Origin of the sequence: Pseudomonas sp. Q12-87 (assembly GCF_001269755.1) — a bacterium.
In the GTDB taxonomy this organism is placed as follows: domain Bacteria; phylum Pseudomonadota; class Gammaproteobacteria; order Pseudomonadales; family Pseudomonadaceae; genus Aquipseudomonas; species Aquipseudomonas fluorescens_S.
The window spans coordinates 55,804-70,258 of the sequence record NZ_LHVI01000028.1 but is presented as its reverse complement, the minus strand read 5'-3'; the positions used below and the strand labels follow the sequence as shown (position 1 = coordinate 70,258).

Here is a 14,455-nt window from a genome sequence, read left to right as displayed (position 1 = left end):
GAGTTGGCTTTTGCCTGACTACAGGTGGTATCTCATGTTTTCCGTTTCCAAAAACGCCTTATTGGCGGCGGCTTCCACGAGCCTGTTCGTTTTGCTATGGAGCAGCGGGGCGATTTTTTCCAAACTGGGCCTGGCCCATGCTTCCGCTTTCGCTTTCCTGTTGATCCGTTTTGCCATTGCGTTGAGCGCGCTGGTGCTGTTGATTCCACTGCTCAAGTTCAAGCTGCCCAAGCCCGGCAAACCGATGCTGTACGCGGCGGCCACCGGGTTGGTGCTGCTGGGCGCCTATCAGATTTTTTATCTGCTGGCCCTGCAAATGAACGTCACCCCTGGGGTGATGGCGACCCTGATGGGTGTTCAGCCGATCCTGACGGTGGTGCTCATGGAGCGTCAGCGTTCCTGGCAGCGGATGTTCGGCCTGATGCTCGGGTTGGTGGGGCTGGTCATGGTGGTGTACCAGGGCATCGGCCTGGCTGGCATGTCCCTGGCGGGAATGCTTTACGGGTTGCTCGCGCTGGTGAGCATGACGGCAGGTTCCATCATGCAGAAGCGCATCACCGACAATCCCCTGGGCACACTGCCGGTGCAATACCTGGCCGGGCTCGTACTGTGCGCGGTGTTCGTGCCGTTCCAGCCGTTTCACGTCGAGTACAGCACGGGCTTCATCGTGCCGGTGTTGTGGATGGGGCTGGTGGTGTCGGTGCTGGCAACGTTGCTGCTGTACCGTCTGATCGCCCGGGGCAACCTGGTGAATGTCACCAGTCTGTTCTACCTGGTGCCGGCGGTGACGGCGATCATGGACTACCTGGTGTTCGGCAACCGGTTGGCGTTGTTGAGCTGGCTGGGGATGGGGCTGATCATCGTCGGGTTGGTGTTTGTGTTTCGTAAAAGCCGCTGACCGTTAGATTTTTTGCTGACTGTTAAATCGCTTTCGCGGGCAAGCCCGCTCCCACAGGTCTTGTGCAGGCCTTGTGGGAGCGGGCTTGCTCGCGAAGGCATTTTTCGCCACACCGACACCCTACCGGGCCGGCGCCGCATCCGGTTTCACCGCCCCAGGCTTGAGCACCAACCACAACGCCGCCGCAATCAACACCCCGCCATACAAATGCGCCATGCCCAACGGCTCATCCAACAACAATGCCCCCCACAACACGCCGAACGGCGGAATCAGGAACGTCACGGTCATGGATTTCACCGGGCCGATGGAACTGAGCAAGCGGAAATAAAGGATGTACGCCAGCGCCGTGCACACCAGGCCCAACCCCAGCAGCGATAGCCAGACGCTCCAGCCGCCCCAACTGGCCGGCGGTTGGCTGATGACGCTGTAGCCAAACATTGGAAGCAAAAACACCGTGGCGCCGAACATGCTGCCCAGCGCCGAGAGGCGGCTGTCCAACCCGCCTTGATGATCGAGCCAGCGGCGGGTGAGGAACCCGGCGAAGCCATAACACGTGGTCGCCAGCAGACAGGCGAGGGCGCCCATCAGCAATTGCAGGTCGAACGCCACCGGGCCGGCACGGGTGAGGATGCCGACGCCGAGCAAACCAAGGAACACGCCGCTGACTTTGGCAGTGGTGAGTTTTTCGCTGAAGAACAAGCCGCCGATCAACACGCCCATCAGCGGCGTGGTGGCGTTGAATATCGCCGAATAACCGGCCGGCAGAACCTGGGCGGCCAGCGAGTAGAACGTCGCCGGAATGCCTGAATTGATCAGGCCCAGCACCATCACCACTTTCAGCTTGCCGCGAAAATTCCAGTCGACGCGCATCAGGGCCAGGATCACCAGCAGCCCGACGAAGGCGATGGACACGCGGAAAAATGCAGTGGGGATCGTGCCAATGACGGGGGCGATGATGCGCATGAACAGGAAGCTCGCCCCCCAGATGGCGGCCAGTGACAGCAAACGCAGGATATCGACGGGGTTCACGAGTCATTCCTTCCTTGTTTGGGGCGGCAAGTGTCGCCGCCCGAAAGACCGATGGCAATGGTTGCGTTGCCGCGCGATTGGCCTCTAAGCTCAGTCGCCAATAACAAGCATGACCCGCCGAGGTTCACCCTATGCCGCAGCCATGGCCCGCCACCGATATCGCCCGTTCGATCCTCGAAGGCTTCGATGATTATCGTGAGCATTTCCGGCAGATCACCGACGGCGCCCGCGCCCGGTTCGAACAGGCCCAGTGGCTGGAGGCGCAAACGGCCTCGGCGGCGCGCATCAACTTGTATGAAGAAAAAGTCTTCGAGACCGTGGCGCGACTGCGCAAGGCATTCGAGCCCGACGCGCTGATGGACGTGGGCTGCTGGCCGCTGGTCAAGAGCGCCTACATCAGCTTGATTGACTTGCGTTTTGACGATGAACTGTCGGAGACTTGGTACAACTCGATCTTCTGCGGGCTGTTCAGCCACGACCTGATCAGCGACGGCACCATGTTTATCCACACCACCCGGCCCAGCTTGCGCCGGGCCCGTGCCGCCCAGACCCGCACCTACAAACCCCAGGGGCAACTGGACCGGATGTTGACGGAAATTTTTGCCGACTACCGTTTCAGCCAGGATTACGCCGATTTGCCGGGCGACCTGCAACGCCTTGAAGCCCAACTGCGAGAGAACCTGCCGGACTGGGTCTGCAAGGACCCGGAGCTGACCGTGGAGCTGTTTTCTTCGGTGCTCTATCGCAACAAGGGCGCATACCTTGTGGGCCGGATTTTCACCCGGGATGACCAGTGGCCGCTGGTGATTCCATTGCTGCACCGTGAAGGCCGGGGCATCCAGATCGATGCGCTGATCACCGACGAGGCGCAGGTGTCGATCATTTTCTCGTTCACCCGCTCGTATTTCATGGTGGACGTGCCGGTGCCGGCCGAATTCATCGGTTTTCTCAAGCGCATCCTGCCGGGCAAGCACATCGCCGAGCTGTACACCTCCATCGGGTTCTACAAGCATGGCAAGTCCGAGTTCTACCGGGCCTTGATCAATCACCTGGCGAGCACCGACGACCAGTTCATCATGGCGCCGGGCGTGCGCGGCATGGTCATGAGTGTATTCACGCTGCCGGGTTTCAACACGGTCTTCAAGATCATCAAGGACCGCTTCTCGCCATCGAAAAACGTCGACCGGGCCACGGTGATCGAGAAGTATCGCCTGGTGAAAAGTGTCGACCGGGTCGGGCGCATGGCCGATACCCAAGAGTTTGCCGATTTCCGCTTTCCCTTGAGTAAATTCGAGCCGGCGTGCCTGGAAGAACTGCTGGACGTGGCGCCCTCGACGGTGTCGGTGGAAGGCGACACGGTGCTGATTCGCCACTGCTGGACCGAACGGCGCATGACGCCGCTCAATCTTTACCTGGAAAACGCCAACGAGGCCCAGGTGCGCGAGGCGCTGGAAGACTATGGCCTGGCCATCAAGCAACTGGCGGCAGCGAACATTTTTCCTGGCGACATGCTGCTCAAGAACTTCGGCGTGACCCGCCACGGCCGCGTGGTGTTCTACGACTACGATGAAATCTGCTTCCTGACCGAGGCCAACTTCCGGCACATCCCCCAACCTCGCACGCCGGAAGACGAAATGGCCTCCGAGCCCTGGTATTCCATCGGGCCACTGGACGTATTCCCCGAGGAATTCCCTCCGTTCCTGTTCGCCGACGCGGGGCAGCGCAAGTTGTTCGACCAGTTGCATGGCGAGCTGTACAACGCCGATTACTGGAAAAGCCTGCAAGAGGCGATTCGGGCGGGGAAAGTGATCGACGTGTTCCCGTATCGGCGAAAAGACCTGGACAACGAATAACCCGGCAGACAAACGAAGCCTCATGTGGCGAGGGAGCTTGCTCCCGCTGGGTCGCGTAGCGGCCCCAAGTTTTTGCGGCTGCTGCGCAACCGAGCGGGAGCAAGCTCCCTCGCCACAAAAGCCTGCTTGACCATTAAACGGGTTGCATTCGTCGTCTTGCGCACAAATCTGCGACAATCCGCCCCCTGCACAAACCGACGACCCCTGCGTACCTGATGACTGACCAAGCCCCCGCTATCGACAAGCTGCTGAAAAACCTCGACCACGCCATGCTCGCCGACCGTCACCGGTTGCGGCGTCAGTTGCTCGAGCTGCGCAAGAAGCCCGATGAGGCCAAGCTGGCCCAATGGGTGGTGCGCATGCAAGCATCGTGCGACCAGGTATTGGCGCGCAAGGCCAGCCTGCCGGTGATCCGCTATGACGACAATTTGCCGATCGCCGCCAAGCGCGACGAAATCAAGGACGCCTTGCTCAAGCATCAGGTCCTGATCATTGCCGGCGAAACCGGTTCGGGTAAAACCACCCAGTTGCCCAAGATCTGCCTGGAAATCGGTCGTGGCCAGCATGGCCTGATCGGCCACACCCAGCCGCGCCGGATCGCCGCCCGTAGCGTGGCGAGCCGTGTGGCCGAGGAGCTGGCGACGCCGTTGGGGGCGCTGGTGGGTTATCAGGTGCGGTTCGAGGACCAGAGCGACGCCAACACCCTGATCAAACTGATGACCGACGGCATCCTGCTGGCCGAGACCCAGAACGACCGCTACCTCGAGCGCTACGACACGATTATCGTCGACGAAGCCCACGAACGCAGCCTGAACATCGACTTCCTGCTGGGTTATCTCAAGACTCTGCTGCCGCGCCGTCCTGACCTTAAAGTCATCATCACTTCGGCGACCATCGACCTGGAGCGCTTCTCCAAACACTTCGATGACGCGCCCATCGTCGAAGTCTCGGGGCGCACCTTCCCGGTGGAAACCTGGTATCGCCCGCTGACCCTGGAGCAGGACGAGGAGGGCAACCGCGTCGAGGACGACCTGACCGTCGACCAAGCGATCCTCGCCACCCTCGACGAAATCGCCGCCTACGAGCGCAGCGAGCGCCGCAGCCCTGGCGATGTGTTGGTGTTCCTGCCGGGCGAGCGCGAGATTCGCGATGCGGCGGAGATGCTGCGCAAGGCCCAGCTCAAGCACACCGAGATCCTGCCGCTGTATGCGCGCCTGTCGCCGGCCGAACAACAACGGATCTTCCAGTCTCACCCGGGCCGCCGTGTAGTGCTGGCGACCAACGTCGCCGAAACCTCGCTCACCGTGCCGGGCATCCGCTACGTGATCGACAGCGGCACCGCGCGTATCAGCCGCTACAGCTATCGCGCCAAAGTCCAGCGCCTGCCCATCGAAGCGATTTCCCAAGCCAGCGCCAACCAGCGCAAGGGCCGTTGCGGGCGCGTCGAGCCGGGGATCTGCGTGCGGCTGTACAGCGAGGAAGATTTTCTCGGACGGCCCGAATTCACCGACCCGGAGATCCTGCGCACCAACCTGGCGGCGGTGATTTTGCAGATGCTGCACCTGCGCCTCGGCGAGATCACCGACTTCCCGTTCATCGAGCCGCCGGACGGCAAGGCCATCAGCGATGGTTTCAACCTGCTGCAAGAGCTGTCGGCGGTGGATCGCAACAGTCAACTGACCCCGCTGGGCCGCCAGTTGGCGCGCTTGCCGGTGGACCCGCGCATGGGCCGCATGCTGCTGGAAGCGGCGAAGCTGGGCAGTTTGCAGGAAGTCTTGATCGTGGCCAGCGCCATGTCGATCCAGGATCCGCGCGAGCGTCCGCCCGAGCGCCAACAGGCTGCCGACCAGGCCCACGCCCAATGGAAAGACCCGGACTCGGATTTCGCCGGGCTGGTCAATTTGTGGCGCGGTTTCGAGGAGCAGCGCCAGGCATTGACCGCCAGCCCGCTGCGCAACTGGTGTCGCAAGAACTTCCTCAACTACTTGCGTCTGCGCGAATGGCGCGATTCCCATCGGCAATTGAGCCTCATCTGCCGGGACATGCAACTGAGCCTCAACAAGGAGCCGGCGGATTTCCCGAAACTGCATAAAGCGGTGCTCTCGGGCCTGCTGAGCCAGATCGGCCAGAAAACCGAAGACGGCGACTACCTCGGTGCCCGTCAGCGGCGTTTCTGGGTTCATCCGTCGTCGGGCCTGGGCAAGAAGCGCCCACAGTGGCTGATGACCGCCGAGCTGGTGGAAACCACCAAGCTGTACGCGCGTATGGTGGCCAAGATCGAACCAGACTGGATCGAGCCGCTGGCCGGGCACCTGATCAAGAAAAACCACTTCGAACCCCATTGGGAGAAGAAGCGTGGACAAGTGGTGGCCTATGAGCAGATCACCCTGTTCGGGCTGATCGTGGTCGGTCGCCGACCGGTGCACTACGGGCCGGTCGACCCGGTGGTGTCCCGTGAGTTGTTCATCCGCGAGGCGCTGGTGCGTGGCGAGATCCAGTCCAAGGCCAAATGCCTGAGCGCCAATACCCGCTTGCTGGAACAGCTCGACGAGCTGGAAGCCAAGGCCCGTCGCCGTGACATCCTGGCGGACGAGGAAACCCTGTTCGCCTTCTACGACGCACGGTTGCCGGCCGAGATCCACCAGACCGCGACCTTCGACAGTTGGTACCGGATCAACAGCCAGAAAGATCCACAGTTGCTGATCATGCGCGAAGAAGATGTGCTGGCCCGCGAGGCCAGTGAAGTCACCGCCACGCATTACCCCGACACGTTGCGCGTCGGTGACCTGACCTTGCCGCTGAGCTATCACTTCGAGCCCAACCATCCGCGCGACGGCGTGACCTTGCGCGTGCCGGCGCCGTTGCTGCCGATGCTGCCGCCAGAGCGCCTGGAATGGCTGGTGCCGGGGATGATCGAGGCCAAGTGCATCGCCCTGGTGCGCAACCTGCCCAAGGCCTTGCGCAAGAACTTCGTGCCGGTGCCCGACTTTGTCAAGGCGGCGCTGCAACGCATCACCTTCGCCGAAGGTTCGTTGCCACAAGCCCTGGGCCGTGAGCTGTTGCGCATGACCGGCGCAAGGGTCAGCGACGAAGCCTGGGCGGAAGCCGCGCAGCAGGTGGAAAGCCATCTGCGCATGAACCTGGAAATCGTCGACGCCCAAGGCAAATTCCTGGGCGAAGGCCGTGACCTGGCCGAACTGACGGCGCGTTTTGCCGAAGCCAGCCAGGCGGCCCTGGCCGTGCCGCAAACGGCCAAAAGCCAGGCGCCGGTGGAGGCAAAAGTCTTCGCGCCGGTGGCCGAGAAAACCCAGCAGAAGATCGCCGGGTTGTCGATGACGGTCTATCCGGCGCTGGTGGAAGAGGGTGGCGTGGTCAAGGAAGGCCGTTTTCCCACACCGGCCGAAGCCGAATTCCAACATCGCCGCGCGTTGCAGCGCTTGCTGATGCAGCAATTGGCCGAGTCGGCCAAATTCCTGCGCGGCAAGCTGCCGGGGCTGACGGAACTGGGCCTGCTGTACCGCGACTTGGGCCGCATCGACGGCCTGGTGGAAGACATCCTGCTTACCAGCCTCGACAGCTGCGTGCTCGAAGGCGAAGCGAGCCTGCCCCGCGACGGCGCCGCGCTCGCTGCCCTGGCCGAGCGCAAGCGTGGCGGCTGGACCGAGCATGCTGAACGCCTGGCGAAGCTGACCCTGGACATCCTCAAGCTCTGGCACGGCCTGCAAAAGCGCTTCAAGGGCAAGATCGACCTGGCCCAGGCCGTGGCACTGAACGACATCAAGCAACAGCTTAGCCATCTGGTGTACCCGGGCTTCGTGCGCGAAACCCCGCATCAGTGGCTCAAGGAAATGCCGCGCTACCTCAAGGCCATCGAGCAACGCTTCGAGAAGCTGGGCAGCCAGGTGCAAAAGGACCGGGTCTGGAGCGGCGAACTGTCGAACCTCTGGGCCCAATACCAGGCCCGCGCCAGCAAACACGCCCAGGAAGGCAAGCGCGACCCGCAGTTGGAGCTGTACCGCTGGTGGCTGGAGGAATACCGGGTATCGCTGTTCGCCCAGCAACTGGGGACCAAGGTGCCGATTTCCGATAAGCGCCTGGGCAAGCAGTGGGGGCAGGTGGAGGGTTGAAACCCAATCAGCTGAACACCACCGGACCCCTGTGGGAGCGAGCTTGCTCGCGAATGCAATTGCACATTCAACATTGATGCAAGCTGACCCACCGCTTTCGCGAGTAAGCCCGCTCCCACAGGGGTTATGGCGTTAAGTAAGGGAGAATGAGCCAATCCCCCCGGGTTTATGGCAAACTTCGCGCCTATAAATGCCGGTCCCGTGGTTTTGAGCTTCAATGCCACGGGCGGATCGGAATAAAGCGATGCCAGGGCTGCTTCCCGGGATGGGAAAAGTCCCTTTGCGTATTGGTACGTCGGTGCCAATACTTTCTGCCTGAACAGATCAGAGACACGACCATGCATAACGTCGTCATCAGCGGCACCGGCCTGTACACCCCGGCCAACAGCATTTCCAACGAAGAGCTGGTGCAATCTTTCAATACCTATGTCGCCCAATTCAACGCCGACAACGCCGACGCCATCGAGCGCGGTGAAGTCGAGGCATTGACCGAATCCAATGCGGCGTTCATCGAAAAGGCTTCTGGCATCAAGAGCCGCTTTGTCATGGACAAGGACGGCATCCTCGACCCGCAACGCATGACGCCGCGCCTGCCTGAACGCTCCAACGACGAATGGTCGGTGCTCTGCGAAATGGCTGTCGGTGCCGCTAAACAGGCTTTGGAACGCGCCGGCCGCACCGCTGCCGACATCGACGGGGTGATCGTCGCCTGTTCCAATCTGCAGCGTCCGTACCCGGCCATCGCCATCGAAGTTCAGGAGGCCCTGGGCATCGAAGGTTTCGGTTTTGACATGAACGTGGCCTGCTCCTCGGCAACCTTCGGCATCCAGGCGGCGGCCAACAGTGTGCAACTGGGCCAGGCCCGGGCGATCCTGATGGTCAACCCGGAAGTGTGCACCGGCCACCTGAACTTCCGTGACCGCGACAGCCATTTCATCTTCGGCGATGCGGCCACCGCCGTCATCATCGAACGGGCGGACCAGGCGACCTCGCCGTACCAGTTCGACGTGGTCAGCACCAAACTGCTCACCAAGTTCTCCAACAACATCCGCAACAATTTCGGTTTCCTCAACCGCGCCGCCGAAGAAGGCATCGCTAGCCGCGACAAGCTGTTCGTCCAGGAAGGCCGCAAAGTGTTCCGCGACGTCTGCCCGATGGTGGCCGAATTGATCGGTGCCCACTTGGAAGAAAACCAACTGAGCGTCGGCGAAGTGAAGCGCTTCTGGCTGCACCAGGCCAACCTGAGCATGAACCACCTGATCGTGCGCAAGCTGCTCGGCCGCGAAGCCACTGAAGAGGAAGCACCGGTGATTCTCGACCGTTATGCCAACACCAGTTCGGCTGGTTCGGTGATTGCGTTTCACAAATACCAGGACGACCTGCCCAGCGGCGCTGTGGCGGTGCTCAGCTCGTTCGGCGCTGGTTATTCGATTGGTAGCGTGATCCTGCGCAAGCGTTGATCGATCGCTTTTGTGGCGAGGGAGCTTGCTCCCGCTGGGCTGCGAAGCGGCCCCAAGATTTTGCGGCTGCTACGCAACCGAGCGGGAGCAAGCTCCCTCGCCACATAACATCGCCAGGCAACGGGTTTTGTATGACGGTCACCACTGACACCCAACTGCTCACACGCCTGCTGGCCGGCGAGCAACAGGCTTACAGGGAACTGGTCAGCACCTACCAGGGCGCTATGCGCGCGGTAGCCTATGCCATCGTCGGTAGCCGCCATGCCGACGAAGTGGTGCAGGACGCTTGGCTGTCGGTGGTGCGCAACCTCAATGGCTTCCAGGGACGTTCCAGCCTCAAGACGTGGTTGTTGACCATCACGGCCAACGCTGCCAAAGGGCGTTACAAACAAAACCGTCGGGAAGTGCCGCTCAATGATCTTCCGTCACCCCACGGTACCCTGGGCGATGATCGTTTCGCCGCCGACGGCCACTGGCTGCAGGCGCCGTTCGCCTGGCACCAGGACACGCCGGAAGCACTGTTGACGATGGACGAACTCCGCGATTGCCTTGAACATACTTTGCTCAGCCTCTCGGAACTGCAAGGCAGCGTGCTGACGCTGCGTGAACGCCAGGGCTTGGAGCCGGAAGAGATTTGTAATCTACTCGACATCTCGCTCTCCAACGTACGCGTGCTGCTGCATCGCGCCCGACTGAAGGTCTTCGCGACCGTGGAACATTTCGAGGAAACCGGCGAATGCTGACCTGCAAGGAACAAGTCGCGCGCTCCAGCGATTATCTCGACGGCCAACTGAGTTTCCGTGAGCGCCTGATGGTGCGCCACCACCTGATGTTCTGCCCCAACTGCCGGCGGTTTATCCGCCAGATGCGCCTGATGCAGGCGACCCTCAAAAAGCTGCCTGAAGCCCCGATTCCCAACCTGGATCACCTTGCTGAAAAACTCGCGGCTGAACGTAAGCGTCACCACTCATAGTTCCTGTACCCACCCCGACTGCTCTAACTTGCCCCTTGCAGCTCACCCCTTGCCGCTGCTTCTCAGTTATTTCCTTTCGAAGTAAAAAGTTCCACTGTCATAAAATCTTTATCTGATGGCAACTTGCCTGACATCACCCATCGCCAAGATCCCCTCCCAACACCAGCGGGCCCAGTTCCGCGTGTTTTCTAACGCATAGACTACCAACAGGGGAATTCTTCGATGATCCGTAAGCACTTCGCAGGTGTTGCCGCCAGCGCACTGGCAATGGCAGTAACCGCCCAGGCTTTCGCCGGCACCGTCACCACCGACGGCGCCGATATCGTGGTCAAAACCAAGGGCGGCCTTGAGGTCGCTACCACCGACAAAGAGTTCAGCTTCAAGCTCGGCGGTCGTGTGCAGGCTGACTACAGCCAGTTCGACGGTCTCTACACCAAGAACGGTGACACCGCCGACGCCGCGTACATCCGTCGCGCCTTCCTGGAACTGTCCGGCGTGCTGTACACGGATTGGGCCTACACCATCAACTACGACATGTCCCACAACAGTGGCAGTTCCGATGACGGCTACTTCGACGAGGCGTCCCTGGCCTACAACGGCTTCAAACCGGTCTCGATCAAAGTCGGCCGTTTCGACCCCGACTTCGGCCTGGAAAAAGCCACCAGTTCCAAGTGGGTCACCGCACCTGAGCGTAACGCGGCCTATGATTTGATCGACTGGGCCAACAGCCATCAGAACGGCATGGGCTTGCAGGCGTCCAGCACCTTCGCCGATTCGTTCTACGCGTCGGCCGGCGTGTTCAGCAAAGACAACAACGACACCGACGGCAACAGCGTCAAGCAGGTCAATGGTCGCTTCGTTTTCGCGCCGATGCATGACGCCGGCAATGTCCTGCACTTCGGTCTGAACGTAGCTTCGCGTGATGTTTCCGACACCGTGTTCGACGCCCGTTATCGCTCCCGCCTGGGCATGCGCGGCGTTGAAACCCTCGGCGGCAACGACGCCGGCACAAACGGCAACCGTCCGGTACTGGGCGGCGCCAATAACTCGCCGGCCGGTTCCTACGACCGCGACACCGCGTTCGGCCTGGAAGCCGCTTTCGCCATGGGCCCGGCGTCGATCCAGGGTGAGTACATCACTCGCAAGACAAAGGCGGATGCCGACGGCTTTGAAGACATCAAGGGCCACGGCTTCTATGTCCAGGGTGCCTACACCCTCACCGGCGAATCCCGCGGCTATAAAGTCGGCAAGTTCGACGCGATCAAGCCCCAGAACAAATCCATCGGTGCCTGGGAAGTGTTCTATCGCTTCGACAGCATGACCGTCGAAGACGACAACATCACCACCGCCAGCGCCACCCGCGACGTGGGCGACGCCGAAGCCAAAGTGCACAACCTGGGTGTGAACTGGTACGCCAACGAAGCGGTGAAAATCTCCGCCGCCTACATCAAGGCCAAGACCGACAAAGTCACCAACGCCAATGGCGACGACGACGGCGACGGTTTTGTCATGCGCGCTCAGTACGTGTTCTAAACGGTGCTGATTTGATACAGCGTTCTTGCTTCATCCGTTAAAGCTCCTTTGAACCCCGCCTTTGGTGGGGTTTTTTTTACTTCGTATTTGCCTGAAGTGCTGTATGGGCAACCACCTGTCAACCCTGACAGTTTCGCCGTATCCGGAAAGCGTGCTTACTTCCTCAGGCCACCATAGCTCACCTGGAGAGTCGATCATGGCGGATTCAGATCTTGGGTCCAATCACCCCATTACCAACTTCGGTGCCTCGCCCGATGAGCCGACCACCCGCTTTCACTACGACGCACTCGATAGCTTGATCGGGCGCACTACGTCCGAGGGCAAAGAGCATCGGTTCTACCGAAACGATGAGCTGGCGAGTGAGGTCAGCGGGACTGTCAGCACAACCTTCGTGCGTGCAGAGGGCGTGGTGCTCGCCGAGTGCCAAACCGGTGGTGATGCCAGTCCCATATTGCTGATGGGCGATGATAAGAACAGCGTGATGGGTGAAGTTACTCGGCGGGGACTCACGAGTATTGCGTATTCACCCTATGGCCATCGGGTTGAAGGCAGCTCGGCGAACAGTCATTTGGGTTACAACGGCGAGCGGCGCGAAACGCAAAGCGGTTGGTATTTTCTAGGCAATGGCTACCGGGTCTTCAACCCGCGATTGATGAGGTTTCACAGTCCGGACAACTTGAGTCCGTTTGGTAAAGGGGGCTTGAATGCTTACATGTATTGCGAAGGGGATCCGATTAATAATGTGGATCCGACGGGGCATGTTTCTTTTGGGGGTCTTATAAGGTTTTTCACTAATACCACGGCGTCCGCTAAATACCGTCCCGGATCTACAAGTATTCCTGAGAGTTTTCTAAGAACTAATCCAGATAAAGCAGGGTTAGGCATTGCAAGTCCAGCGTCCATAAAAAAAATTAGACCTAAAGATGTAGCGGTTCTCAAGAAGAGAATGGGATTCTATGAAGATGTCGCCGATTCTCGGAGAGCGGATTATTTAACTTATGAGTTCTATAGTCATCCTGGGCTGCTGGATGAAAAACTTGCTGCGATGGCTGAGTATCAACGCAGTGTCAAGGTGTTGGAGGCTGCCAAGGTGGAGTATCAGTTTGCCAGAGATCACATATATAAATCCGGAGTGACCAGGCATAGTCTGAGGGATTTTAGAATCATTGCAGGGGCTGACAAAAAAATGATCGCATTAGCAAAGGGGGCGGAACAGGAAAAATACTTTAAGAATTTAAATCTCGGAGCGGCGGAAATGAAGAATATTCGCAAATAAGGAAAGGGGCGACCTCTAATAACTGATTTTCTCGAGCAGCAAGGTATCGAGTAGTACCGCCAATATCCTATTTTGGATCATTCATCACCCAAGCCCGTAAAAAAGTACCCTGCATCTCGTTCCTACCGTCCGGATCGGCGATACTCGCTCCATCCATTGTCTGGATATCGAGGAACTGCATGCCGCTTCACGTACTGGACACCCTATCCACCATCGCGCCGCAAGAATGGGACGCCCTGGTACCCGCCAATCAACCGTTCCTGCGCCACGCCTTCCTCAGTACCCTGGAAGACAGTGCCAGCCTCGGCCCGCAATCGGGCTGGCAGGCCGAGCATTTGCTGCACATTGAAGACGGTCGTCTGTTGGCGGCACTGCCCAGTTATCGCAAGTGGCATTCCTACGGTGAATACGTGTTCGACCACGCCTGGGCCGATGCCTGTGCCCGGGCCGGGATCGAGTATTACCCCAAGTTGCTGACGGCGGTGCCGTTCAGTCCGGTCAGCGGCCCGCGATTGCTGGCGGCCCGTGTCGAGGATGGCCTGGAGCTGCTGGGCAGCCTGCCGGGTTATCTGGAAATCGAAGGCCTTTCCAGCGCCCATATCAACTTCACCGATGCCTTCACCGATGCGGCGCTGGCCGGACAAGAAGGCTGGTTACAGCGGATTGGCTGTCAGTATCACTGGCAAAATCGTGGTTACCGGGACTTCCAGGATTTTCTCGACGCGCTCAGTTCACGCAAGCGCAAGCAGATGCGCAAGGAACGTGAACAAGTGGCGGGGCAGGGCATCGAGTTCGAGTGGCTCGAAGGCCATCAACTGGACGAGGCCCAGTGGGATTTTGTCTACGCCTGTTATGCCAACACCTACGCGGTGCGACGGCAGGCGCCGTACCTGACCCGGGCGTTCTTCAGCCTGCTGGCCGAGCGCATGCCCGAGGCCATTCGCGTGGTGCTGGCCAAGCAAGGTTCACGGCCGGTGGCGATGGCGTTCAGCCTGGTGGGCGGGGACAGTTTCTACGGGCGTTATTGGGGCTGCCTGGCGGAGTTCGACCGCCTGCATTTCGAAACCTGTTTTTACCAAGGCATGGACTATGCCATCGCCCAGGGTTTGCAGCGCTTCGATGCCGGTGCCCAAGGCGAACACAAGCTGATTCGCGGGTTCGAGCCGGTGATTACCCGCTCGTGGCACTACTTGCGGCATCCGGGGTTGAAGGCGGCGGTGGCGGACTTCCTCGTGCGCGAGCAAGAGGGCGTGCTGGCCTATGCCGAAGAGGCGAAAGCAGCACTGCCCTATCGACAGTGCTGATC

Annotated in this window: 10 protein-coding genes; 9 read left to right on the top strand and 1 reads right to left on the bottom strand. The window is 60.2% G+C overall.

Annotated elements, in window-relative coordinates; all coding sequences use genetic code 11:
- The first annotated feature begins 34 nt into the window (after positions 1-34).
- Positions 35-898 carry a DMT family transporter gene (locus AD663_RS19740; protein WP_003184215.1) on the top strand — a complete coding sequence of 288 codons (864 nt, stop codon included), beginning with the start codon at positions 35-37 and terminating at the stop codon, positions 896-898.
- 120 nt (positions 899-1,018) lie between these two features.
- On the opposite strand, the gene AD663_RS19735 is transcribed toward AD663_RS19740, so the two are convergent.
- Entirely contained in the window at positions 1,019-1,927 is a 909-nt protein-coding gene (locus AD663_RS19735) for a DMT family transporter (RefSeq protein WP_053214399.1), read from the bottom strand.
- 131 nt (positions 1,928-2,058) lie between these two features.
- Here AD663_RS19735 and aceK point away from each other — a divergent pair, with 131 nt between their 5' ends.
- The 8 genes from aceK (at position 2,059) to AD663_RS19695 (ending at position 14,453) form a co-directional block, all read left to right on the top strand.
- On the top strand, positions 2,059-3,780 hold the full coding sequence (gene aceK / locus AD663_RS19730) for a bifunctional isocitrate dehydrogenase kinase/phosphatase (protein ID WP_003184211.1): 1,722 nt from the start codon (positions 2,059-2,061) through the stop codon (positions 3,778-3,780).
- 215 nt (positions 3,781-3,995) lie between these two features.
- Complete coding sequence (hrpA, locus tag AD663_RS19725) at positions 3,996-7,907, top strand: ATP-dependent RNA helicase HrpA (protein WP_053214398.1); 3,912 nt, start codon at positions 3,996-3,998, stop codon at positions 7,905-7,907.
- Positions 7,908-8,245: 338 nt separating this feature from the next.
- On the top strand, positions 8,246-9,367 hold the full coding sequence (locus AD663_RS19720; protein WP_003184207.1) for a beta-ketoacyl-ACP synthase III: 1,122 nt from the start codon (positions 8,246-8,248) through the stop codon (positions 9,365-9,367).
- A 131-nt stretch (positions 9,368-9,498) separates the two neighbouring features.
- On the top strand, positions 9,499-10,110 hold the full coding sequence (locus AD663_RS19715; protein WP_003184206.1) for an RNA polymerase sigma factor: 612 nt from the start codon (positions 9,499-9,501) through the stop codon (positions 10,108-10,110).
- The gene (locus AD663_RS19710; RefSeq protein ID WP_003184203.1) at positions 10,104-10,340 is read left to right on the top strand and encodes an anti-sigma factor; all 237 of its coding nucleotides are present in this window, start codon (positions 10,104-10,106) and stop codon (positions 10,338-10,340) included. The genes AD663_RS19715 and AD663_RS19710 overlap by 7 nt, the downstream gene beginning before the upstream one ends.
- A 222-nt stretch (positions 10,341-10,562) precedes the next feature.
- Positions 10,563-11,873 carry an OprO/OprP family phosphate-selective porin gene (locus AD663_RS19705; protein ID WP_003184201.1) on the top strand — a complete coding sequence of 437 codons (1,311 nt, stop codon included), beginning with the start codon at positions 10,563-10,565 and terminating at the stop codon, positions 11,871-11,873.
- A gap of 196 nt (positions 11,874-12,069) precedes the next feature.
- Positions 12,070-13,149: an RHS repeat-associated core domain-containing protein gene (locus AD663_RS19700; RefSeq protein WP_053214397.1), complete on the top strand. Its 1,080-nt coding sequence runs from the start codon at positions 12,070-12,072 to the stop codon at positions 13,147-13,149.
- Between the two features lie 179 nt (positions 13,150-13,328).
- A complete protein-coding gene (locus AD663_RS19695) occupies positions 13,329-14,453 on the top strand; it encodes a GNAT family N-acetyltransferase (RefSeq protein ID WP_053214396.1) in 1,125 nt (374 codons plus the stop codon).
- Positions 14,454-14,455: the final 2 nt, after the last annotated feature.

Excerpts from the sequence above, each read along its gene's own strand:
- AD663_RS19740 (WP_003184215.1), top strand. The coding sequence starts at position 35 with ATGTTTTCCGTTTCCAAAAACGCCTTATTGGCGGCGGCTTCCACGAGC.
- aceK (WP_003184211.1), top strand. The coding sequence starts at position 2,059 with ATGCCGCAGCCATGGCCCGCCACCGATATCGCCCGTTCGATCCTCGAA.
- hrpA (WP_053214398.1), top strand. The coding sequence starts at position 3,996 with ATGACTGACCAAGCCCCCGCTATCGACAAGCTGCTGAAAAACCTCGAC.
- AD663_RS19720 (WP_003184207.1), top strand. The coding sequence starts at position 8,246 with ATGCATAACGTCGTCATCAGCGGCACCGGCCTGTACACCCCGGCCAAC.
- AD663_RS19715 (WP_003184206.1), top strand. The coding sequence starts at position 9,499 with ATGACGGTCACCACTGACACCCAACTGCTCACACGCCTGCTGGCCGGC.
- AD663_RS19710 (WP_003184203.1), top strand. The coding sequence starts at position 10,104 with ATGCTGACCTGCAAGGAACAAGTCGCGCGCTCCAGCGATTATCTCGAC.
- AD663_RS19705 (WP_003184201.1), top strand. The coding sequence starts at position 10,563 with ATGATCCGTAAGCACTTCGCAGGTGTTGCCGCCAGCGCACTGGCAATG.
- AD663_RS19700 (WP_053214397.1), top strand. The coding sequence starts at position 12,070 with ATGGCGGATTCAGATCTTGGGTCCAATCACCCCATTACCAACTTCGGT.
- AD663_RS19695 (WP_053214396.1), top strand. The coding sequence starts at position 13,329 with ATGCCGCTTCACGTACTGGACACCCTATCCACCATCGCGCCGCAAGAA.